Here is a 22,601-nt window from a genome sequence, read left to right on the forward strand (position 1 = left end):
GCTATATTTAAGTGGGAAATAACAAAGGGGGAAATGAACTATGAAGAAAATTGGTGCTTTAGTTTTGTTGTTGTCAATTATGCTCGTCGTTGCAGCATGCGGCGCTGACAAGAGTTCGGGTTCAGGGGGAGGAAAAACATATAAAGTCGGAGTCGATAATACGTATCCGCCTTTTGAATTTGAGGTAGATGGCAAGCTGACGGGAATCGATATCGATATTATCTCGGCGATTGCAAAGAACCAAGGATTTGAAATAGAATTCGACTCAATGGATTTTGGGGGAATTATCCCAGCGATGCAAGCAGACCAACTTGATATTGCAATCGCAGGTATGAGTATCACTGACAAGCGTAGAGAAGTTGTTGATTTTTCGGATCCGTACTTTGATGCAGGTTTGTCGTTAGTCATTAACGGCAAAACGACAGATATTACTTCACTTGAGGATTTATCGGGCAAAGTGATTGCTGTTAAAAACGGTACAACTGGTGCAAGTTTCGCTCAAGAACACGAAAGTGAATATGGCTATAAAGTTGTTCAGTTTGATGACAGCCCGGCAATGTTCCAGGAAGTTCAAAATGGAAGTGCTGATGCCCTGATTGAAGACTACCCTGTCATTGCATATGCAATCTCTCAAAATAACCTTGATTTGAAGATTGTAGGAGAGCGCTTAAACGGCGACCAATACGGGATTGCAGTTCTTAAAGGGAAGCACAGTGATGTTCTAAAGAAAATTAATGATGGATTACAAGAACTTCGTGATAGCGGGGAGTACGACGAGATTTTAGCTAAATACCTTGGCGAATAAATGAAACTTTAAAATATAGCGTGTTAGTTGCGCTATATTTTTTTATAGACTCGGAAAGATTCTTTTCACGATAAATCCTTTACCAATCACTGCTCTGCTGTCGCCAAAGCAATATGGAGACAGCGGAGTGTTTCTCATAAGGAGATGAGTTGATGGATACAATAATTGCCGCATTTCCCTATCTACTTCTAGGAATGAAAGTAACACTTTATATCTTTTTCTTTTCAATTATCTTTGGTTTTTTAATAGGATTACTAACTGCACTTATGCGATTAACAACTATAAAACCGTTAAATTGGATTGCGAAAGTATTTGTGGATATTATTCGAGGAACTCCATTTATTGTTCAACTATTCTTCATTTATTTTGGATTGAATGGACTCGAGTTTATTTCGTTAGATCGGACAGTTGCCGGGATTTTGACTGTTTCAATTAATGCAGGAGCCTATTTCTCTGAAATAATCCGTGCAGGAATTCTGTCGATTGACAAAGGGCAAACTGAAGCCGCTAGATCCCTCGGTCTTACTAAAGTGCAAACGATGCAAACCATTGTGTTGCCACAGGCGTTTCGAACGATGCTGCCGACTATTACTAATCAATCCATTATTAGTTTCAAAGATACTTCACTCTTATCCATTATCGGGATTGCTGACATTGTTCAAAGAGGAAAGGTTCATGCGAGTACAACATTCAAACCTTTTGAAGTATGGTTGACAGTTGGCGTCATTTATTTTGTAATCATCTACCTGATGTCGTTACTTTCCAGCTTTATTGAAAGGAGGTACAAAATAAAATGACGTTGATTCAAGTGAGAAATCTTAAAAAGTCCTTTGGGGAACTTGAAGTACTAAAAGACATAAATGTTGAAATTAAGGAACAGGAAGTTGTGTGTGTAATCGGTCCATCTGGTTCAGGCAAGAGTACGTTTCTTAGATGCTTAAACCGCTTGGAAGGGATTACGGGCGGTCATGTACTAATCGATGGCAAAGATATAACAGATCCGAAGCTTGATATTAATAAAGTAAGAGAAAATGTCGGAATGGTTTTTCAGCAGTTTAATTTATTTCCACATATGAACGTTATTCAGAATATTATGCGCGCGCCGTTAAAGCTGCGAAAAGGCGATAAGCAGTCAATTGAAAAGCAAGCCCTAGAGTTGCTGGCAAAAGTCGGTTTATCCGATAAAGCGAAAGCGTCGCCAAGCGAACTTTCCGGTGGACAAAAGCAGCGTGTGGCAATTGCCCGGGCCTTAGCAATGAATCCTAAAATTATGCTTTTCGACGAACCTACTTCCGCACTTGACCCCGAAGTTGTAGGCGATGTGCTTTCCGTTATGAAACAACTTGCATTAGAAGGAATGACGATGATTGTTGTGACGCATGAAATGGGCTTTGCACGTGAAGTTGGGGACCGAGTTATTTTTATGGATGGAGGTTACATCGTAGAAGAGAATGTACCTGAAGAATTGTTTGGAAATCCACAGGAAACCCGAACAAAATCATTTTTAAGTAAAGTACTGTAACTACTGATAGGTGCCGGCACGGACACAGGGGGACCATGTTCTCTATGGCCCCCACACTTCTTCAACTAAAGAACTTGTAAGATGAAGAAGGAACTCATAGTTTATTTCCATATATAAAAGAACGTTCTAGTGGGAACGTTCTTATTTTGTATTTATTCAAATCATATTTTTAGTACTCTAAATGCTTCCCGAACTTTCCTTGCAAAATCAAGAGGGGGTTCGACAGATTCAAAGTGCATATACATTGCCCGTGGTTGCTCAAACAACCAATGATTATGTATTGCGGTTACAATGATATCCCTCTTCCTCAATTCTGTAAGTAATGGATTGACTTCCTCTTGTAATAGGACTGTTTCGCCAAGATTTAGTGCATTTCCGCGCCTGTCCAAATCTTCAAAAGTGAAAAATTGTGGATTTACTAATGGCGAATTCGTTCTTCTCCCAAGAATCGAAAATGGAATATCTCTAAATCGTTGAACGAGACAAACTCCATTAACAATACTACTACTTCCTCCAAGGATGCGTCCAAATTCTCCGCATAAGTCTTTTCTTGATACATAACCCATTTTAATACCTCCTATCATTAAAAAATAGTGTGTTCAAAAATATTATATGAAGTTGCATTAATGGAGAGAGGGACAAACATTGAACATACTAAAATTAAACGCTGTGCAGCATGGTATTGTATAATAAATCATCCACTTGAATAGTCATAAATGTTTGTTGCACAGGTACTGACGCAGTTCTGACAATACACCATAATTGTATAATGCAAAATGAAAAGTGAAACACAACAGTGTTTCACTTTCTTGTTTCCGAATATATATACGATAAGTTGAAATGTCATAAATGTGCCATACACAGGCACCGTTATTTTGAAAGGTTTAATGCCGCTTCTGATACGTAGAAATCTTTCCCGTTATATACTGTTACGCCGTCTAGTGTTTTCGTGTAGGACTGATTTTTCTTCGTTACATAGGCGATGTTTTTATTGACAGGTAGTTCGATCTTTATATGTTTCTTTCCCGCGATGAATACAGGGTTGTTCTCGTCTGTCACATCAATACGCGTCTGATAGCCTTTTTTCTCAAATGACTCGCGTGCGTTGACAAAGAGCTTGTCCGTTGTTTTATTCAGATCGAACCCAAGGAAAGTTGCCATTGATTTTGCGATGTCAGTGTTATCTACTAATCCGTACGGTTTTGATGGACCGTAGGCGTACAGGAAGACATCTTCCCCTGTATGACCGCCTGTCGAGAATCCGATGTTTGCACGATCTGACAACATCTTCGTCATATCCGCTTGCAGAGTTTTCGAAGCTTGTAACGCTTCAATTTCTGTATCTGTCAAATTGTCCAAGCCATATAATTCAGCGACTTTTTTCATATTGGAACGATCATCGTTTAATTGCTTCAATGCACCTTCAGCCGTCATCGTCGCTTTCTTCAAAGGATCGATATACGCTGAAACTGGAATCTCAGGGTAGTTGCCATTAGTGTTGACATTCCCCATCGTAATCCCGCTATTCCCGTGGTCGCTCACTGCGATGACCATCGTATTTCCGTCTAATTTCGCAAACTCCAATGCTTCATGAACTGCATCGTCGAATGCCAACACATCACTGATGATGCCGATCGGATCATTTGCATGCGCCGCCCAGTCGACTTTACTTCCTTCGACGAATAGGAAGAAGCCATCTTCATCTTTGGAGAGAGTAAGGATCGCTTTCTTCGTCATTTCAGCAAGCGTTGGTTCTTGATTGCTCGTCGCTTGTCGGTCAAAGTCATAGGCGAGAGCGGAAGGAGCAAAGGAGCCCCAAATTTTATCTGAGTTTGATTTTAATAAATCATTACGTGTTTCAACAAAGTCGTATCCCTTTTCATCCAGCACTGATGTTAAATCTTCACCGTCGACTCGGGCGTTTTTCGATGTTCCTGGCAATAAAGTCTCTTTTCCTCCGCCGAGTACCACATCGATTTCCTGGTACACTTGTTGCTCAGCGATGTCCTGGTAGTTGCTGCGGTGTTGTACGTGTGCAGAGAAACCTGCAGGCGTTGCATGCTGGATTTCGGAAGTGGAGATGATTCCGGTCGACTTCCCTAACAGCTTTGCACCTTCTAATACGTTGGCAACTGGTTTGTACGCATTCTCTGGATCAACCGCATCGACGCCAGGCGAATTTACGAGTGCGGGAAGTAATCCAACAACCTTATCATTGCTCTTATGACCCGTCGCCAAAGCGGTTGCAGCTGGTGCAGAATCGGTGATCGCTGATTCAGCGGAATGCGTTCGCACGCCTCCGATCACGATTTCGTCCATTGCAAGGTTCCCGCCTTTGTACCATCTTGCAAGTGATGTAGCACCTGCACTCGTTCCATCCATCACCATCATAATGACGTTCGTAGGTTCATTCTTCTTGTTCTTTGCCTCAGTGATACTATTGTAGCCAAAACCTAAACCTGAGAAAGCTACAACAGCAGCGATTGAGATACCCGCTGCTTTCTTTCTGAAACGATTCTTCATGCTGAAATCCCCCTCAATGAAAGTAGTAAACTCATTATTAATCATAGAGATGGATTATTAATCTAGTATGAATGTGAGGTTAATGATTTGTTAAATATAATAAGAATGGGACAGTTTGCTTTCAGGAATAAAGGACTTCGGGATTTTGTGGAGAATAATACTTTCGAGGATCTGAAATAGGAGCTAGGCAAACATAGCGCCATTAAGCGCCAATACGAAAGGGTGTTGTGACATGGAATCATATCAAGACCAAGCAGTGAATTATCTTCAAATGATCGTCGCTGGTGAGATTGACGAGGCTTACGAGAAGTACGCAAGCCCTGAGCTCCGCCACCATAATCCATATTTTCCCGGGGATGGGGAATCACTGAAGAAGGCGATGAAAGAGAATGACGGCATGAGCCCGAACAAGACGCTTGAAGTGAAACAGACAATTGAAGAAGGGGAAATGGTGATGGTTTATTCCCACATCAAACAGAACCCTGACGATCTCGGAGCCGCAGCCGTCCATATTTTCCGCTTCCATGAGGGAAAAATCATCGAGATGTGGGATGTCGGCCAACCAGTACCAGAAGAATCGCCGAATGAGAATGGGATGTTTTAAAAACGGTGCCTAAAAACGGTGCCTAAACTGGTGCCTGTGCAGCACACTATTCAGACAATGCACTACAATTGCATATAAAGAAAGAAGAGGCCAACCAAATTAACGTTTGGGTGGCCTCTCTCTGTATATATATTCACCAGACTAAATAGTCATAAATGTGTGCTGCACAGGCACCAAAACAATTCGGACAATGCAAGACGTTTAAAAAAGACTTGACTTCCTGGATGGGCATGATAAGATTCAAAGAATTACTTTTATGCAGAAACATTTAATTACATAGATAATGAGAGATGGTGCAGTAGCTCGATTGTGTGCAGCAGCAAGAGACTGAATGGGTGGTGAGAATTCAGGCAGCAATCAGGGTGAAGTACGCCATCGGTTTTTCTCAATTTGACATGAAGTGGATGGCCGATTTCGTATTTGGCTCATCAAGTAGGGTGGTAACGCGGAGAACTCCTTCGTCCCTTTCCAAGGGATGAATGGGGTTTTTTTGTATTTATTTTTAGTAGTCCCCAAGTGATTGTTAAAGAAAAGGAGATGTCATAAATGAAAAAGGAACAGACTTTCACACTTTCAATTATCCCAATATTGGCATTAGTAATTTCAGCAGCTTCCTCGATTTTCATATGGAAAGCGGGGATGCATATTCCGCTGCTCATTGGGGTGTTAGCTGCAGCAGTGATCGCAAAAATTTGTGGGTGGAGTTGGGAGAAAATCGAAAAAATGATGGTCAATGGGGTATCCCGGGCATTGCCCGCAGTTTTTATCTTACTGATTATCGGTATCATTGTTGGAACTTGGATTGCGAGTGGTGTAATCCCGACGATGATTTACTATGGTCTATCCATTATTGAACCATCGTTATTTATTCCACTTGTCGCACTCATCACTGGAATTGTTTCGATCACATTGGGAAGTTCATTTACCTCCATTGCGACAATCGGGATTGCTTTCATGGCGATTGGAGAGGGGTTGGGATTTGCTCCGGGGCTTGTAGCGGGGGCAGTCATTTCCGGGGCATACTTCGGTGATAAACTATCGCCGTTGTCCGATACGACAAACATCGCTCCTGCCATGGCAGAAACGGATTTGTTCGGCCATATAAAGCACATGCTGTGGGATACGATTCCTGCATTTGTCATTGCACTAGTTTTATATTGGTTCGTAGGTCTTTCAGGTGCAGCAACCCATGCTGTGGATTCGGCTGGCATTAATGTAATCAAAATAGGATTGGAAGGTGTCTTTACCATTCATCCACTTCTGCTTCTGATGCCTGTATTTACAATCGTTTTGATGATGAAACGTGTACCGGCCATTCCAGCGTTAACGATTGTTGGACTTTTAGGGGCTGTACTTGCAGTAATCGTTCAGGGCTCTTCCATTTCCTCAATAGCGCAAGTGATGACGAGTGGATTTTCAGTCGATTCGGGAGTGGCTACGGTGGATTCTTTGTTGAATAAGGGTGGTCTCTTATCGATGTTAGGAACAATTGGGCTGTTAATCATCGCCACTGCTTTTGGTGGGATTCTTGAAGAAACCGGCTCTTTTGAAGTGGTCACAAGAAAAATGATAGCAGGTGTCCGTTCAACGGGAACATTAATCAGCACGACCATTCTTTCGACCTTTGTTGTGGCATTTGCAAGTGGGGCACAAATGTTAGCGATTATTTTACCTGCAAGAACATTTGTCCAAACGTATAAAGAGATGGGAATCGATACTAAAAACCTTTCCAGATGTGTTGAAGCGGCGGGTACGGTAGGCATTAACCTTGTCCCGTGGAGTGTTCCTGCAATCTTTGCAGCAAGTACTCTAGGGGTAAGTCCAGGACAATTTATCCCATATGCATTCTTTGCGTTTTTAGTCCCACTCATCAATATCATTTTTGGTTTCACCGGCTGGACCATTACAAAGAAGAGCTATCGGAAGGAAGATGAAATCAAAACGGAAGGAGCTGTTTCGCTATGAGCAAGGTCGTTTTACATGTGTTAGGAACGGCTCAAGATGCCGGTCTGCCACATCCAAATTGCTTTTGTAAAAACTGTACGGAAGCCATAGAAAATCCAACGTTCAGGCGCACTGCAGCGTCATTAGCCATTGTGCTTCCTGAAGAAAAGGCTTGGCATTTGATCGATGTAACGCCAGATTTGAAAAAGCAGATGGCGAGGGTGCAGATGGAGCACAATCTGCAAGGGCAGCTTATGTCGAGCATCTTTTTGACACATGCTCATCTAGGCCATTATCCCGGTTTGTTATTTTTAGGGAGAGAAGCGATCGGTGCAAATAAAGTACCAGTACTGGCAGGGACGAAAATGAAAAATCTATTGGAAGCACAAGCGCCTTGGAGCCAATTAACAAAACTCAACAATATTGACGTGCAGGAAATGCATGATGGTCAAGCGATTGCTGTTTCACCGGAAGTCACCGTTACACCTGTGGATGTCCCCCACAGAAATGAATTTACAGAGACATTTGGGTTTTGGATTAAAGGGACGGAGAAGAAAGTGTTGTACATTCCGGATATCGATCGATGGGAACAATGGGACATGGACATTCATGAAGCGTGCAAGGAAGCGGATATCTGCTTACTTGACGGCACATTTCACTCCACCGAAGATCTTACAAACATTGGCCGGGATTATCGGGAAATCCCTCATCCGCTCATGACAGAAACAATGGATCGATTACAAGATCTAGTGGAGCAAACTGAGATTTATTTTATTCATCTCAATCACTCGAATCCCGCGCTTGATAAGGAGCGAGCGGTTCGGAATGAGCTGGAAATGAAAGGTTTTCATATTGCGGAGGAAGGCATGGAGTTTATTCTGTGACATTGGTAAAAATAAAGAAAGTTTAGTATGCTTATGGAAACTAATTTACATAGAGAGGGGATAGGATGATGACAACTATTGGTTATAACGAGGGGATCATCTATGAATTCAATAAGGTGCATGAACCGATACGGACCATCCCGGCCGGTTCAACGGTCACGATTCAAACGTACGATTGTTTCCAAAATCAAATTCAATCAGCTGATACGGAAGTAACTGCAATCGATTGGAATAAAATCAATCCGGCGACGGGGCCTCTTTACGTGGAAGGTGCAATGCCGGGTGATGTGCTAAAAGTGAAGATCGAACGGATCGACATCGGGGACCAAGGCGTCATGGTTGTCGGACCGGAATTGGGTGTAATGGGACACGCTTTATCCAAAATGGAATCCAAGATCCTCCCTATCAAAGATGATCTTGTTCTGTTCAATGATCTGCAGATCCCTGTGAATAAAATGATTGGCGTCATCGGTGTAGCACCTGAAGGGGAAGGTGTGAATTGCGGGACACCTGGCGCGCATGGCGGCAATATGGATAATAAAATGGTGACGGAAGGCGCGACATTGTACTTCCCGGTATTTGCAGAAGGAGCATTGTTCGCGCTCGGCGACTTGCATGCCGCGATGGGCGATGGTGAAGTGAGCGTATCTGGCGTTGAGGTTGCAGGGGAAGTTACTGTGACGCTCGATGTCATCAAAGGCGTGTCTTTGCGCCATCCGATGCTTGAGAATGAAAAAGCATTCACCCAAATAGTATCCGCTCTGACATTGGATGAAGCAGCAAAAACGGCAGCGGTGGAAATGATTGAGCGCATTGCCGAGAAATCATCTCTTCCTGTAAGTGAAGTGACGATGCTTATGAGCGCAGTCGGCCAATCGGAAATTTGCCAAATCGTCGATCCGCTTATGACAGCAAGATTCGTCGTGCCTAAATGGGTGCTTAGTCAGTTGGATGTTTCTATTTTTGAATGAAAATGAAAACATCTACTACTAATCTAAGAAACAGTGCTTTACAAAAGGAGTTGATTAAAATGACCGAAACTAAAGGCACAGAAATAATACGCTCTTCAAAAGCAGAAACCATTCTATCTCAGATCAATATTAAAACTAAGCTAGGCGACTTACGAAAAATCGCGAAGGACATTAAAAAAGATCACGAACTAGCTATGGAACTTTGGTCAACCGGAGAGTTCTTGCCGAGACTATTATCAATCCTAATTATGGACAAAAAACTGCTTACACAAGACGTGCTAAATCAGCTTGATAAAGATATGCAGGCTCACACTTTTGAGGAGCGAAATAACGTAATGGATTGGATAATGGCTAATCAGCTCACCAAAGACAAGAAGACGATTTTCTTGATGGAGTCATGGGAAAATAGCCCTTCTGCTCTTCAAAGGCGAGCTTTCTGGTATTATCAAGCGCGATTGAGATGGACTGGACAAACACCGCCTGATAACACCGAAGAATTGCTATCTGCAGTAGAGGCTGCTATTACGCAGGAAGAACCGGAAGTTCAATGGGCTATGAATTTCACCGCAGGCTGGATAGGCGTATATGATGAAAAGAATCGTGCACGTTGTATGAAAATAGGTGAGAAAGCGGGCCTTTACAAAGATGAAAAAGTATCGAAAGGATGTACTCCCAACTATTTGCCGGAGTTCATTACGATTGAAGTTAACAAACGGATTAAGAAGTAGTTATCTATGAATAATATATTATGTTTACATAAAACGTTCGGATGAATCCGAACGTTTTATTTGCTATTCAAGTTACCCGAGCCCGTTACATTTCCATCACCTGTTTTTATTTTTCTCGATCATCCCGCCGCTCATTTCGTTGTGCTCTAGCGTCAAAGTCTTCCGCGAATTCCTGTGTGCGGTTTTCGCCTGGATTATTCGTATTGCTGTTTGTGTTGTGTGCCTCTTTGTAAGTATCAAAGCTATTATGCGTTCTTTCGTTCATTGTCTTCTTATTGTTTTTATTCATCGATTACTCACCTCCTCTACGTACTATGCACGTCAGCTGAAGAAGTATACGCCACTGTCCGGAATGAAAAGAAGGGATTGGAAATGCCCACGCCGAAAGTACGTAATGTGGGATTTACTGACATTGGGGGATGCGACATGAATTATGACGTCATTGTAGTGGGAGCCGGACTTGCCGGATTGGTGGCCACTTCTGAGATCATCAAAATCGGAAAAAAGGTGCTTTTATTGGATCAGGAGCCGGAGTCGTCGATGGGTGGGCAGGCGTGGTGGTCGTTCGGGGGATTGTTTTTAGTTGATTCGCCGGAGCAGCGTAGGCTGGGCATTAAAGATTCGAAGGACTTGGCCTGGCAGGATTGGATGGGGAGCGCAGGGTTCGATCGACTCGATGATGAGGATCATTGGGCTATGAACTGGGCTGAAGCATATGTGGATTTTGCCGCGAATGAAAAACGGGAGTGGCTTTATTCGCTCGGCGTTCGGTTTTTCCCTGTCGTCGGCTGGGCGGAAAGGGGCGGATATTTAGCGGAAGGGCATGGTAACTCGGTGCCGCGGTTTCATATTACGTGGGGAACGGGTCCGGGGCTTGTGAAACCGTTCGAGCAAATGGTCCGAGCGGGAATCGCCAAAGGGCTTGTCGACTTCAAGCCTCGGCATCAGGTGGATGATTTGATCGTTGAAAATGGAGCAGTCATCGGTGTGAGGGGATCTGTACTCGAACCGAGCGAAGTTGAGAGAGGGGAAACTAGCTCCCGGACCGTCATCGGGGAATTTACATACAAAGCTTCCGCAGTCGTCGTGACGAGCGGCGGAATCGGCGCGAATTTCGACCTCGTCAGGGAAAACTGGCCGATGCGTTTAGGGGAACCCCCGAAGCAGATGATTTCAGGCGTGCCGGCCCACGTCGATGGGCGGATGCTTGGGATAACTGAAAAAGCGGGCGGACGGATTGTGAATAAAGACCGGATGTGGCATTACACGGAAGGCATCCGGAATTGGAGCCCGATCTGGCCGTCCCATGGCATCCGCATTTTGCCGGGACCGTCTTCCATCTGGCTTGACGCAGAAGGGAACCGATTCCCGGCACCGAATTTCCCGGGCTTCGACACATTGGGGACGCTACAAACGATAAAGGAAACGGGCTATGACTATTCGTGGTTCATTCTCACTGAAAAGATCATTGAAAAGGAATTCGCATTGTCTGGCTCTGAGCAAAACCCGGATTTGACGGGAAAAAGCATTAAGAAGGTGTTATCGAGGGTGCTCCCGGGTCCACCGGCTCCCGTGAAAGCGTTCATGGATCACGGCGAAGATTTCATTGTTGCGAAGACGGTGGAAGAATTGGTGGCGGGAATGAACCGAGTTGCTGGGAATGAATTGATCGATACTAAAAAGATCGAGCGGCTGCTGCTAGCGAGAGACAGGGAGATGGACAATACATTCACGAAGGACTTGCAAATTACGGCGCTTCGCGGGGCAAGGAATTATATCGGCGATAAGTTGATCCGCGTTGCGAAGCCGCATAAGATTCTGGATCCGAAAAACGGACCATTGATTGCGGTCAAGCTCAATATTCTAACCCGAAAAACATTGGGCGGACTTCAGACGGATTTATCGGGCCGTGTGTTGAATGAAGCCGGAAATCCCGTCCCCGGATTGTATGCGGCAGGGGAAGTTGCCGGATTCGGCGGAGGCGGCGTGCATGGATACCGCGCATTGGAAGGCACTTTTTTAGGGGGCTGCCTGTTCAGCGGGCGGATTGTCGGGCGAACGCTATCGGAATAAAAAAGGGGAATTGCCGCTCCATATCGAATAAATAGATAACGACAGATAAAAAGGGGAAGAGTATATGACAGTTCAACAGTTTTTGGAAGAGCAAAATAAAGCGATCAAGGATCTGCATATCGCAAACGCGGAAACCTCGTGGATGGCGGCGACGACAGGGGAGGACGAATGGAACCGGAAAACTGCGGAGGCAGAGACGGCTTATGATCTTTATTTAGCCGATCCGGAACGTTTCCAACAAGTGAAAACGTACTTGGCGCAGGACGATCTGACAGCTATCGAGCGTCGTCAGCTCGAGAGTTTGTACAACGGAATGGTGTCGAACCAGGTTCCCGAAGAGGACCTCAAGGAAATGGTGGAGCTTTCGACAGAGCTGATCGCTAAATTCAATACATTCCGCGCGACGATTGACGGAAAGCCTGTATCGGAGAATGATGTCCGGGAAATCTTAATTAAAAGCAATGACTTGGCGGAGCGTGAAGAGGCGTGGCGTGCAAGCAAGCAGATCGGGAAAGAAGTTGAAGAGAAGCTCTTGATTCTCGTGAAAAAGCGGAATGACATAGCGCGTTCTCTTGGGTACGATAATTACCACCAAATGAGCTTTGAGCTGCAGGAATTGGACCGGGATGAAGTGTTCTCGATTTTCCACAAGCTGAAAGACCTTTCGGATGAACCTTTCCGTGAAATGAAACAGGAAATGAAAAGCGAACTGGCGGAGCGATTCGGTATTTCGATTGACGAGCTTCGTCCATGGCATTATGCCGATCCGTTTTTCCAAGAGGCTCCGCCGATGAAGGAACTGGATCTCGATCCGTTCTACGATGGGAAAGACCTCGAGCAGCTGACGATTGCAACGTTTGAAAGCATGGGCATGGACATTACGGATATGCTCTCGAAGAGCGATATGTATCCGCGCGACAAGAAAAACCAGCATGCATTCTGCACGGATATCGACCGTGAAGGCGACGTCCGCGTGCTATGCAATAATGTGTCGACCGATTATTGGTCCGTTACGACGTTGCATGAATTTGGCCATGCGGTTTATTTTAAATATGTCGATCGTCAGCTTCCATTCCTTTTAAGGACTTGCGCGCATACGTTGACAACGGAAGCGATTGCGATGCTCTATGGCCGATTCGGGAAAAATCCAGCATGGCTGCAGCAGTTTTTAGGGCTGGAGAAAGCTCAAGTGGAGGAGTTGACGCCGCTTATCGAGAAATCACTGCGCCGGCAAATGCTCATTGCAGGCCGCTGGATTATGACATTCACGTTCTTTGAGCGCGAGCTGTACGAAAACCCGGACCAGGATTTGAATGAGCTTTGGTGGAAAATCGTAAAGGACGTCCAATTTGTGAACCCGCCGGAAAACGTCGACTACCCGCATTGGGCAGCGAAAATCCATTTCACGCTTGTCCCGGTTTATTATCAAAACTATTTGCTCGGCGAGTTGACGACGTCGCAACTGCAATCCTATATCGAGAACAACATCTCAACAGACATGTTAACGCCAGAAGTCGGCGCGTATTTGATGGATGAGTATTTCAAGCCGGGCGCGCTCTACCCGTGGAATGAAAAAATTAAGAAAGCGACTGGTGAGAAGCTGAATCCACAATATTTCATTGATCAATTCGTAGTGAAAGCACTCGTGTAACTAAAAACATGCCGAACAAGATTAGAAAATCCTGTTCGGCAGTTTTTCATCTTCTCTTCTTTTTCGCTAATTCTTCGGCAGCCAATTTCTTTTTATCCACAACTATTTCGAACTCGACAAACACATAATACACATTTTCTCTTATTTCCTCGACACTCATCACTTTACCTTTACGACCTTTCAGCGTCACATTGTCGTCGATGGAAGGGATGTTTCTGAGTACTTGATTGAGTACGTAGTTTTTGTTTTCATAGAAATGAATGGCATACATAATTCGAATCTCCTTTAGTAGTGTGATAGTTGGAATCCATTCATTTTATGATTGTCCACTAGATTTAGAACAAAGGACTTTTAGCGAGCCATGTCGAATAAAGGACTAATGGAACAAAGGGAGTGGTATCGATGAAGCTTGCCGAAGCGTTGATTGCACGGGCGGACTTGCAGAAAAGGAACGAACAGCTGAAAAGGCGGATCAGCATGAACTTGAAGATCCAAGAGGGAGAAAAGCCTGCGGAGGATCCGAATGAAATGTTGGCGGAGCTCGACAGCAATATGAAAGAATTAACGAGTTTGATTCAACGGATCAATAGAACGAATTGCTCCGTCCAATTCGATGAACAGCGGACGCTCGCTGATGCATTGGTCGAACGTGACCAGAAGTGGGACAAGCGGTTGATCCTCGCCAAGATTGCGGAGGAAGGATCAATTCGCAACGACCGATATAGCCGGTCCGAGATTAAAATTATGAGCACCATTGACGTCTCGGCCATTCAAAAGCAGGTCGACCAATTATCGAAGGAGTTCAGGGAACTGGACACGAAGATTCAAGGTTTGAATTGGAATGTTGATTTGATCTGATTTGATTAGCAAGTCGGTAGCTGCATCGCAAAGGTGAGTACAAACCCGCCAACAGGGATAGTTGGACTAATGGTCGGTAGATGGGGCTATACCAATCGGTTCGAAGCCGTCATGAACAACTTATGCCCAGTACCGTGACATGTGTACAAGTAGAATGTAATTGTAACTTCCATGTACTAATTTGCGAAGGCAGTGAGGGTGGGTTCGGGGACTTGATTTGGAATGAAGCATCTATGGTTTTCCGTAGGTGCTGTTTTGTGTGGAATGAAAAATGACGGGCATCCAAAAGGAATGTATGCCCGCCGCCTATTACTCATTTCCTTCATTTACAATCGATCGGATAATATGGATTGAATTCCATTCGCCGAATGAAAAATAAGTGATCGGATATTTTTTCGGGAAAAGCCGCGCGTGGATTTCGCGCACTTGGTACCCTTTCTTGCGCAAGGCTAGCGTATTTTCCCGCAGCTCTTGCAAATACGCAAGTTTCTTCTGCAACGCCATGCGCCCGTCCTTCACATAACCTGCATGGCAGCAAAACAATTCCCCGAAGTCATACGACAACGTTTTTTCGAGTGAACTGATAATGGCAGGAATGCTTTCATCACGTAAAATGAGTTTTGTTTTAGGATGTACGTATAAATCCCCGGTGAAAAGCTGTCCCGTTTCTTTATTTAGAAAGGCTAGATGATCACTTGCATGCCCTGGAGTTTCAATTACCGTCCATTCGGCGTTTCTTGAATTGAATGATTTCCCGATCGGCTCTGCCTTAAAAGGCTGTCTTTTTCCCCAGAAGAATTTCCGGTAAAATGGATAGTCCGCTTTTTGTGCACATTCTTCGATTGCCATTTCATTCATGAAAATGGGCAGTCCATATTCTGTTTGCAAGTACTGTGCGCCACCGGTATGGTCCTCATGCGCGTGCGTAATGACGACTTTATCAATATCGGCCTGTGCGAAGAATTCTTTGAACTCCTCCGCTAGTGATTGGGAGCCGGTATCGATCAGCACCCCATCCGTTTCAAAACAATATACATTCAGCTTTACACTGTTCAATTGAACAACTCCGTTTACAAATCGGACATTGCTGCATTCATCTTGCATTGATTTCGTTTTCAAGAACAAGAGCTTCACCCCATATCGTCTTATGGTTCACTTACTAGTAGACTACCATATTGTGAATGATTATTCATTCAGTAGTGAATAATCTTTTAAATGAAGGGTTTTTACTTGCTTGAATCGAATACAGTACCAAAAAGGGGGGTTACAGCATGTCAATCGGAACAGAATATTTACGGGTTGTGAGGGAACGGTTCGCGGTCATAAAGGGGCAAGGGGAAAAGACTTTCTCTCAATTGGATGAAGACGGCTTTCACTGGACGATGAACGACGCGTCAAACAGTATCGCGGTTCTTATCCAGCATATTAGCGGAAACATGGTGTCGAGGTGGACGGATTTTCTTACGACGGACGGTGAAAAGCCGGACCGGAATCGGGATGGGGAATTCGAGGCGAAACAAATGTCCAAGGCACAATTGCTGGATTGTTGGGAGCACGGCTGGGGCGTATTTTTGAATACCCTGGAAAGCTTGAATGAGCAGGACTTGGAAAAGACCGTTCATATTCGGGGTGAGGCGCATTCCGTCATCGACGCGATCGAGCGGCAAATGGCGCATTACGCTGCCCATATCGGACAAATCATGTTCATTGGAAAACAGGTCAAAGGGGAGCAATGGGGAAATTTAAGCATTCCTCAGGGGGGATCGGACGCGTATTTGCAGCGGATGTTGAAAGGGGAATGAAGAATGATCGCCTGGGAGATGGTGTACTATAGCCGTTTCACAGGTTTTTTTAATTAAGGGCTCCTTTAATTGCGCAAGGGCTTCTTTATCCTATCCTAAGCTCAATCCTTCCACGTTCATCCCCCGGTCGCTTTAAAAATCATCTCCATGTTTACATTCCGACAGCCAATGGGAATCCTATCTTCAGTACAACCTACAGGAGGGCAAGAAATGAATAGTCAAAGCAATGGAAAATTGCCGGAGCATCCGGAGCCGTTTTGGAGGACGAGTGTCGACTTTCCGACCTTTCCGAGTTTGAAGGAAGACCTCGATGTGGATGTAATTGTCGTTGGTGCGGGCATCACCGGAATTACATCCGCATATTTATTGGCAAATGAAGGACTCAAGGTGGCCATTATTGAAGCTGATAAAGTGTTGAACGGGACGACGGGGCATACGACCGCAAAAATTACGGCGCAGCATGATTTGATTTACGATGAGTTCATTCAAAACATGGGTCGGAATACGGCAAGATTGTATTACGAAGCGAATATTGAGGCTCTTGATTTTATTAGAAAAACAGTGCAGGAGCATCAGATTGACTGTGATTTAACAAACGAAGATGCATATATTTACTCCGTCTCTGAGAAGTACGCACGCAAAATCGAGAAGGAAGCGCAAGCCTATGAAAAGCTTCATATCGATGGCGGCCTAGTCGATGGCATCCCTTTTGAAATTGACAACGTGCAAAATGTCCTTGTCATGAGAAATCAAGCCCAGTTCCATGTAACCAAATATTTGGTTCACTTAATTAAACTATTTCAGCAAAAGGGTGGGCAACTCTTTGAAGACACAGTAGCTGTCAATATTGAAACGGGCGAGCAGCCTGTCGTTCTGACTCGTGACGACAACCGAATCAGCGCCAAGCATGTACTCATTTGCACGCATTTTCCGTTTTACGAGGGGACAGGCCTTTATTCGACAAGGATGTATGCGGACCGTTCATATGCTCTTGCTGTGAAAGCGAAAAAGAAATTCCCGGCGGGCATGTACATTAGTGCGGATGAACCGACCCGTTCGTTACGTTCTGTCAAGGACAACAATGGCGAGGAACTGGTTCTCATCATCGGGGAGAATCACAAAACCGGTCAAAGTGAAGTGGAGACGATGGAGCATTACAAGGCGCTCGAGCAATTCGGCGAAGAGGTTTTCGGCCTCGAGAAAGTCGTGCAGAGATGGTCGGCGCAAGACTTGGTCACGTTGGATAAACTGCCATACATCGGCGAATTAACATCAGGAAATCCGAATATCCTCATTGCAACCGGCTTCCGGAAATGGGGAATGTCCAACGGGACGGCCGCTGCATTGCTGTTCCGCGATATGGTCACTGGAAAAGAAAGCAGATTTGAGGAATTGTACACTCCGTCAAGATTCTATGCACACCCAAGTTTGAAAAACTTCCTCGTCCAAAACGCGAATGTAGTTGGCCAATTGATTAAAGGGAAGCTTGGTTCACCGAAAAGAAGCCCCGATGATTTGGCCAAAGGGGAGGGCGCGGCCGTGACAATTGATGGTCATCGGAAAGGCGCTTACCGAGATGACGAAGGAAAAATCCATATTGTCGATACGACGTGTACCCATATGGGATGCGAAGTTTCATGGAATAGCGGCGACCGGACGTGGGACTGCCCATGCCATGGATCCAGGTTTAAACCGACGGGCGAAGTGGTTGAAGGTCCTGCAGAAAAACCGCTGCAAACGTATGATTATACGATAATGGATAATTTGACTTCTGAGGACTCTGGATATTGAATGAAAATGATAACCCATCTGGCGACATGCCGGATGGGTTTTTTTATGACTAAATTCGGTATACAGAAGGCGTAGATCGTATTCACTGTTCATCCAGGATTGAACAAGGATTCATTCCAATAAGAGGATTTACTCCCCAACAAATCGAATATATAGAGTAGAAATAGTGGAGGTGGGAAGATGAATACAGACATAACAACAAAAATGAAAATTGATAAACCGGCAAGTGAAGTGTTCGAGGCGATTGTCGAACCTGAGAAAATGGGCGGCTATTGGTTTTCATCAGGTACGGGAAGAGTCGAACAGGGTAAGACAATCACTTGGAGGTACGAGGAATATGGTGCTGAAGGGGATATCGAGGTATTGAAAGTTGAAGAGAATAAGGAAATTGTTTTCAACTGGGGAGAAACGACAGTTACGATGACATTCCAGGAGACTGATGGAAGTACAATCCTTGAAGTGACTGAATCGGGCTTGGAAGCGGATGACCCTGAAATCGTCAATAAAATGATGGATCAAAAAGAAGGATGGGTGTACATGCTCACTTGCATGAAGGGGTACTTGGAAAATGGCATAACGACATTACGGGCTTCTTTGGTAAAATGATTGCGCAAATCGGCAGCGAAGTGTTTTCGTATGCAAGCAAGAGTATGTGAGATAAGTGATAAATGCAGATGTGGATACTTCCTCATCTGGTTTTGTTATTTCCGCCATCGAAAACTCATGAATTGTAGTCATTCGTTGATAAATTCATCGGAATCGGTGGTAAAGTCCGTCAAACCGGTGGTAAACCGTTGAGAATCGGTGGTAAAGTCCGCCGAATCGGTGGTAAACCGCCTCGAATCGGTGGTAACGAGTTGCAGTGCCATTTACATGGACCTGCACAGCTGAATTATAGTGGATTCCCTTCAAATTTATAAGCGTTATGCGTGATTGCTGGAGTTTATGCGTGTCTGCGGCGATTTATGCGCGCTTTCGCGGATTTATGCGCGGATTTCAAGTTTTATGGGCTTCTATAGCGTTTTATGCGTGAGTAATGGAGTTTATGCGTTTTTGGCGACATCTGCGCCGCTTAGGATGTGCAGCAGTGATGAGAAAAGAGGGAAATTCAGCGCCATGGCGAATAACCTTAGTATGAAGTAGTATTTAGGGGGAATTTACATGGGAGAGACAGCAGCGGTGAAACCGTTTCATGAGTATGCGCAGGATTATGTCGAGAAGCAGTTGATTCCGGGGGCGATCATCGGCATTGATTCAGATGGCGAGAGGATATACGAGCTGGAATTCGGCTATCGGAATGTAGCGCAAAAGCTGCCGGTGACGGGAGATACGGTGTTCGGGATTGCTTCGATGACGAAGTCGTTTACGAGTGCGGGCATTATGAAGCTGCAGGAGCTGGGGAAGTTGTCGGTGTATGATCGGATTGTTGACTACCTTCCTGAATTGAAGAAGCCGGGAACACAAGTCGAGCGGATCACGCTCCATCATCTGATGACGCATACGGCGGGCTATCCGCCGCTTGCGACACATGTGTATGCGCGGAAGAACAGCATCGAGCAGGATCCTTCCGCAAAAGATTATGGATTGGACCTATTGAACAATCCGGGACCGCATATCGAGACGTATGATGAAATGCTTGCGTTCATGGCGACGGATGACTTTGAATGGCTTGGCAAACCGGGGCAGTTTTACAGTTATTCGAATGATTCGTATGGGCTGCTTGGCGTCATCATCAGCAGGGTGAGCGGACAGCCTTATGAGGAATTTATTGAGGAGAACATTTTGAAGCCTGCGGGAATGAAGAACAGCTTTTTTACGATAGAACGCTTGTCTGAAATTGAAGACGTAACAACACTTTACATGAAGGCGAAGGACGGCTCTCATGTGTATGAAGCGCCGCTTTGGTGGGATGCACCGTCAATGCGAGCGGTCGGTTATTTGAAATCAACGGCAAATGACATCCTCCGTTATTTGGAGATGTATTGGAATGAAGGCGTTGTTGGTGGGACGCGGATCTTATCGAAAGAAAGTGTCGAGCAAATGATTCATCCGCATGTCGAATACGAGCCAGGGAGATGCTACGGGTATGGGCTGCGAATCGTCCCCGATTATTTCGGCTCTACATTGATCAGCCATGGCGGCGGATTGAAAGGTGTTTCTTCTTATATGTGTGCAATCGTTGAAAAGAAGAAGGCGGGCGTGATTCTGACGAACGTTTCAGATGTGGATGCAGGCGGCCTATTGATGAGCACGATGAATGTCACGGAAGGCCGGAAGCTGGATGCTTCCCCTTCAACGCATGAAGTCCGGGAAATCGATGCGGAAGAACTGCGGAAATTCGTAGGTTCATTCATTTCTAGCGAAGGGATGAATGTGAAGGTGTCGCTGAATGAAGGGAAGCTCACGATCGAATCGAATGGAGTGTGCCGGAAATTGAAATGCATCGGGAAAAACTTTTTTATTGATGAAGATGAAAAGGAAGGCATCCTGCAGTTCATTGAAAACAAAGACGGGGAAGTTGAGCGGATCGTCTATGGCGGTAGGCATATATTGAAGGAAAACGTTTAACTTGTAGCAAGTCTTTCACAATCATGTGGGAGGCTTTTTTTATTCCATGAAGCGAAATAAAGCCTTCTAGGGGAATGTCATGGGCAAGGATGGTTTGCATACATAGAATAACAGCATCAGGGATTTTGGAGGTGTTGAAGAATGTCGAATGAAGTCGGTGGCAATGTTGGGTATGGGAACGGATTTACGTTGATCGTCGTATTGTTTATTCTACTAATTATTGTCGGAGCAGCATACCTAGGTGAAGGATACTGTTAAGAATAAATTATTAGTAAATAAATTAACGGAAAATGCATGAAAATCAAAAAGTGGAGAGGGGCGAAACCGCGTCCTCTCTATTTTTTATGTACTAATTTTGTCAATCCTAATTCGGGGAAATCTATGTTATTATAGGCAAGTTGGGAAAAAACATATAACATTTTCATTCTTATCCGACTAATTCGGCGCTTATGACGTTTTTTTGTTTTGTATATAAACACAGGGATTGTCGAATAACTAAAGTGATTCCCGACTTGCGAAGATATTAGGAAATGGCATTGTTTGATCCACACATAGTTTATGCATCTAGAGAGGGGGAAACCGCTTTGAAATTCCTTATCTTCATTGCGGCATTACTTGTTATCTTTATCCTTGCGTTCATCGTAAGCAATGGTAAAAGGAAGATTAAATATAAATCGATTGTCACGATGATCGGTTTGCAGCTCGTATTGGCGTTCGCTTTATTGAACACCGAAGTTGGCCTCATCCTGATTAGGGGAGTGGCGAATGCTTTCGATAAGCTTTTAGAATATGCTGCAGAAGGGATCAACTTTGTTTTCGGCGGGCTTGCCAACGAAGGCTCTTTTCCTTTCTTCCTGAATGTTTTATTGCCAATCGTCTTTGTTTCCGTACTTATCGGGATTGCCCAGTATATTCGGTTGCTTCCTATCATCATCCGTTTTCTCGGATTAGTATTGAGCAAGGTCAATGGCCTTGGGAAATTGGAGTCGTTCAATGCGGTCGCTTCTGCGATTTTTGGACAATCCGAGGTGTTCATCTCCATTAAAAAACAGCTGCCGCATATTCCGAAGCATCGGATGTATACGTTGTGTACGTCAGCTATGTCAACTGTATCCGCGTCAATTCTGGGGGCGTATATGACGATGATCGATCCGAAATATGTCATTACGGCGCTCGTACTGAATCTGTTCGGCGGGTTCATCATCGCGAATATCATCAATCCTTATGAAGTGTCGGAGGATGAGGATATCATTGAAATTAAGGATGAAAGAAAACAGTCCTTCTTCGAAATGTTAGGCGAGTATATTATGGATGGCTTTAAAGTGGCGGTCATCGTCGGCGCTATGCTGATCGGTTTTGTCGCATTGATCGGCATGATTAACAGTGTTTTTGAGGCGGCAGTCGGCATCAGCTTCCAGACCGCGTTAGGATATGTATTTGCACCATTTGCATTCATCGTCGGAATTCCGGCATCTGAAGTGGTACAAGCCGGCACGATCATGGCGACGAAATTGCTGACGAACGAGTTCGTAGCAATGATGGACTTGGCTAAAATTACATCATCTCTGTCGGACAGGTCGGTCGGCATCATTTCCGTCTTCCTCGTATCATTCGCGAACTTCTCTTCAATCGGAATCATTTCCGGAGCTGTGAAAGGTTTGAATGAAGAGCAAGGGAATACGGTCGCTAAATTCGGTTTGAAATTACTCTATGGGGCGACGTTGGTCAGTTTATTGACGGCGGCGGTCACTGGAATTATGTTGTAAGGGAGTCCCTAGTCAGGGGCTCTTTTTTTGTGCCTCAATCCCCTTCAATGGAAGTAGCTGTGCCGAACGGGTATCATGGAATGGAAGAATAATACCTATTCACAACAATTG

22 protein-coding genes are annotated in these 22,601 nt (G+C 44.7%); 17 read left to right on the top strand and 5 right to left on the bottom strand.

Annotated features, from left to right (window positions below; translation table 11 throughout):
• Positions 1-40: 40 nt before the first annotated feature.
• The 3 genes from M3191_RS15975 (at position 41) to M3191_RS15985 (ending at position 2,327) form a co-directional block, all read left to right on the top strand.
• On the top strand, positions 41-805 hold the full coding sequence (locus M3191_RS15975) for a transporter substrate-binding domain-containing protein (protein ID WP_251701367.1): 765 nt from the start codon (positions 41-43) through the stop codon (positions 803-805).
• A gap of 152 nt (positions 806-957) precedes the next feature.
• Entirely contained in the window at positions 958-1,602 is a 645-nt protein-coding gene (locus M3191_RS15980; protein ID WP_251701368.1) for an amino acid ABC transporter permease, read from the top strand.
• Positions 1,599-2,327 (top strand): amino acid ABC transporter ATP-binding protein, encoded by a 729-nt coding sequence (locus M3191_RS15985; RefSeq protein ID WP_285853422.1) that lies wholly within the window; start codon positions 1,599-1,601, stop codon positions 2,325-2,327. Before M3191_RS15980 ends, M3191_RS15985 begins: the two co-directional genes overlap by 4 nt.
• 161 nt (positions 2,328-2,488) lie before the next feature.
• Here M3191_RS15985 and M3191_RS15990 read toward each other — a convergent pair whose 3' ends face one another.
• Entirely contained in the window at positions 2,489-2,893 is a 405-nt protein-coding gene (locus M3191_RS15990; RefSeq protein WP_251701369.1) for a DUF1259 domain-containing protein, read from the bottom strand.
• Positions 2,894-3,197: 304 nt separating this feature from the next.
• Positions 3,198-4,850, bottom strand: coding sequence for an alkaline phosphatase (locus M3191_RS15995; protein WP_251701370.1), 1,653 nt, complete (start codon positions 4,848-4,850; stop codon positions 3,198-3,200).
• Positions 4,851-5,082: 232 nt separating this feature from the next.
• Here M3191_RS15995 and M3191_RS16000 point away from each other — a divergent pair, with 232 nt between their 5' ends.
• From M3191_RS16000 to M3191_RS16020, 5 genes are all read left to right on the top strand, one after another.
• Positions 5,083-5,454, top strand: a complete 372-nt coding sequence (locus tag M3191_RS16000; RefSeq protein WP_251701371.1) for a nuclear transport factor 2 family protein — start codon at positions 5,083-5,085, stop codon at positions 5,452-5,454.
• A gap of 546 nt (positions 5,455-6,000) precedes the next feature.
• On the top strand, positions 6,001-7,419 hold the full coding sequence (nhaC, locus tag M3191_RS16005; protein WP_251701372.1) for a Na+/H+ antiporter NhaC: 1,419 nt from the start codon (positions 6,001-6,003) through the stop codon (positions 7,417-7,419).
• The gene (locus M3191_RS16010) at positions 7,416-8,282 is read left to right on the top strand and encodes an MBL fold metallo-hydrolase (RefSeq protein WP_251701373.1); all 867 of its coding nucleotides are present in this window, start codon (positions 7,416-7,418) and stop codon (positions 8,280-8,282) included. The genes nhaC and M3191_RS16010 overlap by 4 nt, the downstream gene beginning before the upstream one ends.
• Before the next feature lie 65 nt (positions 8,283-8,347).
• On the top strand, positions 8,348-9,253 hold the full coding sequence (locus tag M3191_RS16015) for an acetamidase/formamidase family protein (protein ID WP_435368174.1): 906 nt from the start codon (positions 8,348-8,350) through the stop codon (positions 9,251-9,253).
• A 59-nt stretch (positions 9,254-9,312) separates the two neighbouring features.
• Positions 9,313-9,981, top strand: coding sequence for a DNA alkylation repair protein (locus tag M3191_RS16020; protein WP_251701375.1), 669 nt, complete (start codon positions 9,313-9,315; stop codon positions 9,979-9,981).
• A 106-nt stretch (positions 9,982-10,087) separates the two neighbouring features.
• Here M3191_RS16020 and M3191_RS16025 read toward each other — a convergent pair whose 3' ends face one another.
• Positions 10,088-10,270: a hypothetical protein gene (locus tag M3191_RS16025; RefSeq protein WP_251701376.1), complete on the bottom strand. Its 183-nt coding sequence runs from the start codon at positions 10,268-10,270 to the stop codon at positions 10,088-10,090.
• Positions 10,271-10,407: 137 nt separating this feature from the next.
• Here M3191_RS16025 and M3191_RS16030 point away from each other — a divergent pair, with 137 nt between their 5' ends.
• Together M3191_RS16030 and M3191_RS16035 are read left to right on the top strand one after the other, a co-directional pair.
• The gene (locus M3191_RS16030; RefSeq protein ID WP_251701377.1) at positions 10,408-12,054 is read left to right on the top strand and encodes an FAD-binding dehydrogenase; all 1,647 of its coding nucleotides are present in this window, start codon (positions 10,408-10,410) and stop codon (positions 12,052-12,054) included.
• Between the two features lie 64 nt (positions 12,055-12,118).
• Entirely contained in the window at positions 12,119-13,705 is a 1,587-nt protein-coding gene (locus M3191_RS16035; RefSeq protein ID WP_251701378.1) for a M2 family metallopeptidase, read from the top strand.
• A 46-nt stretch (positions 13,706-13,751) separates the two neighbouring features.
• Here M3191_RS16035 and M3191_RS16040 read toward each other — a convergent pair whose 3' ends face one another.
• The gene (locus M3191_RS16040) at positions 13,752-13,976 is read right to left on the bottom strand and encodes a hypothetical protein (RefSeq protein WP_251701379.1); all 225 of its coding nucleotides are present in this window, start codon (positions 13,974-13,976) and stop codon (positions 13,752-13,754) included.
• A gap of 131 nt (positions 13,977-14,107) precedes the next feature.
• Between M3191_RS16040 and M3191_RS16045 the strand changes: the two genes are divergently transcribed.
• Positions 14,108-14,563 carry a DIP1984 family protein gene (locus M3191_RS16045; protein WP_251696298.1) on the top strand — a complete coding sequence of 152 codons (456 nt, stop codon included), beginning with the start codon at positions 14,108-14,110 and terminating at the stop codon, positions 14,561-14,563.
• 309 nt (positions 14,564-14,872) lie between these two features.
• On the opposite strand, the gene M3191_RS16050 is transcribed toward M3191_RS16045, so the two are convergent.
• Positions 14,873-15,688 (bottom strand): MBL fold metallo-hydrolase, encoded by an 816-nt coding sequence (locus tag M3191_RS16050; protein ID WP_251701380.1) that lies wholly within the window; start codon positions 15,686-15,688, stop codon positions 14,873-14,875.
• 146 nt (positions 15,689-15,834) lie between these two features.
• Here M3191_RS16050 and M3191_RS16055 point away from each other — a divergent pair, with 146 nt between their 5' ends.
• The 6 genes from M3191_RS16055 to M3191_RS16080 all read left to right on the top strand — a co-directional run bounded on the left by M3191_RS16055 (position 15,835) and on the right by M3191_RS16080 (position 22,490).
• Complete coding sequence (locus M3191_RS16055; protein ID WP_251701381.1) at positions 15,835-16,365, top strand: DUF1572 family protein; 531 nt, start codon at positions 15,835-15,837, stop codon at positions 16,363-16,365.
• A gap of 210 nt (positions 16,366-16,575) precedes the next feature.
• Entirely contained in the window at positions 16,576-18,156 is a 1,581-nt protein-coding gene (locus M3191_RS16060; RefSeq protein ID WP_251701382.1) for an FAD-dependent oxidoreductase, read from the top strand.
• Positions 18,157-18,336: 180 nt separating this feature from the next.
• Positions 18,337-18,762, top strand: a complete 426-nt coding sequence (locus tag M3191_RS16065) for an SRPBCC family protein (protein WP_251701383.1) — start codon at positions 18,337-18,339, stop codon at positions 18,760-18,762.
• A 555-nt stretch (positions 18,763-19,317) separates the two neighbouring features.
• On the top strand, positions 19,318-20,724 hold the full coding sequence (locus M3191_RS16070; RefSeq protein ID WP_251701384.1) for a serine hydrolase domain-containing protein: 1,407 nt from the start codon (positions 19,318-19,320) through the stop codon (positions 20,722-20,724).
• A gap of 141 nt (positions 20,725-20,865) precedes the next feature.
• Complete coding sequence (locus M3191_RS16075; RefSeq protein WP_251628850.1) at positions 20,866-20,982, top strand: YjcZ family sporulation protein; 117 nt, start codon at positions 20,866-20,868, stop codon at positions 20,980-20,982.
• 326 nt (positions 20,983-21,308) lie between these two features.
• Positions 21,309-22,490, top strand: a complete 1,182-nt coding sequence (locus M3191_RS16080) for a NupC/NupG family nucleoside CNT transporter (RefSeq protein ID WP_251701385.1) — start codon at positions 21,309-21,311, stop codon at positions 22,488-22,490.
• The last annotated feature ends 111 nt before the right edge of the window (positions 22,491-22,601 follow it).

The organism is Sporosarcina luteola, assembly GCF_023715535.1.
Lineage (GTDB): Bacteria > Bacillota > Bacilli > Bacillales_A > Planococcaceae > Sporosarcina > Sporosarcina luteola_B.

What these genes read in the sequence shown, in the direction of transcription:
- M3191_RS15975 (WP_251701367.1), top strand. Translation starts at nt 41, where the DNA reads ATGAAGAAAATTGGTGCTTTAGTTTTGTTGTTGTCAATTATGCTCGTC.
- M3191_RS15980 (WP_251701368.1), top strand. Translation starts at nt 958, where the DNA reads ATGGATACAATAATTGCCGCATTTCCCTATCTACTTCTAGGAATGAAA.
- M3191_RS15985 (WP_285853422.1), top strand. Translation starts at nt 1,599, where the DNA reads ATGACGTTGATTCAAGTGAGAAATCTTAAAAAGTCCTTTGGGGAACTT.
- M3191_RS15990 (WP_251701369.1), bottom strand. Translation starts at nt 2,893, where the DNA reads ATGGGTTATGTATCAAGAAAAGACTTATGCGGAGAATTTGGACGCATC.
- M3191_RS15995 (WP_251701370.1), bottom strand. Translation starts at nt 4,850, where the DNA reads ATGAAGAATCGTTTCAGAAAGAAAGCAGCGGGTATCTCAATCGCTGCT.
- M3191_RS16000 (WP_251701371.1), top strand. Translation starts at nt 5,083, where the DNA reads ATGGAATCATATCAAGACCAAGCAGTGAATTATCTTCAAATGATCGTC.
- nhaC (WP_251701372.1), top strand. Translation starts at nt 6,001, where the DNA reads ATGAAAAAGGAACAGACTTTCACACTTTCAATTATCCCAATATTGGCA.
- M3191_RS16010 (WP_251701373.1), top strand. Translation starts at nt 7,416, where the DNA reads ATGAGCAAGGTCGTTTTACATGTGTTAGGAACGGCTCAAGATGCCGGT.
- M3191_RS16015 (WP_435368174.1), top strand. Translation starts at nt 8,348, where the DNA reads ATGATGACAACTATTGGTTATAACGAGGGGATCATCTATGAATTCAAT.
- M3191_RS16020 (WP_251701375.1), top strand. Translation starts at nt 9,313, where the DNA reads ATGACCGAAACTAAAGGCACAGAAATAATACGCTCTTCAAAAGCAGAA.
- M3191_RS16025 (WP_251701376.1), bottom strand. Translation starts at nt 10,270, where the DNA reads ATGAATAAAAACAATAAGAAGACAATGAACGAAAGAACGCATAATAGC.
- M3191_RS16030 (WP_251701377.1), top strand. Translation starts at nt 10,408, where the DNA reads ATGAATTATGACGTCATTGTAGTGGGAGCCGGACTTGCCGGATTGGTG.
- M3191_RS16035 (WP_251701378.1), top strand. Translation starts at nt 12,119, where the DNA reads ATGACAGTTCAACAGTTTTTGGAAGAGCAAAATAAAGCGATCAAGGAT.
- M3191_RS16040 (WP_251701379.1), bottom strand. Translation starts at nt 13,976, where the DNA reads ATGTATGCCATTCATTTCTATGAAAACAAAAACTACGTACTCAATCAA.
- M3191_RS16045 (WP_251696298.1), top strand. Translation starts at nt 14,108, where the DNA reads ATGAAGCTTGCCGAAGCGTTGATTGCACGGGCGGACTTGCAGAAAAGG.
- M3191_RS16055 (WP_251701381.1), top strand. Translation starts at nt 15,835, where the DNA reads ATGTCAATCGGAACAGAATATTTACGGGTTGTGAGGGAACGGTTCGCG.
- M3191_RS16060 (WP_251701382.1), top strand. Translation starts at nt 16,576, where the DNA reads ATGAATAGTCAAAGCAATGGAAAATTGCCGGAGCATCCGGAGCCGTTT.
- M3191_RS16065 (WP_251701383.1), top strand. Translation starts at nt 18,337, where the DNA reads ATGAATACAGACATAACAACAAAAATGAAAATTGATAAACCGGCAAGT.
- M3191_RS16070 (WP_251701384.1), top strand. Translation starts at nt 19,318, where the DNA reads ATGGGAGAGACAGCAGCGGTGAAACCGTTTCATGAGTATGCGCAGGAT.
- M3191_RS16075 (WP_251628850.1), top strand. Translation starts at nt 20,866, where the DNA reads ATGTCGAATGAAGTCGGTGGCAATGTTGGGTATGGGAACGGATTTACG.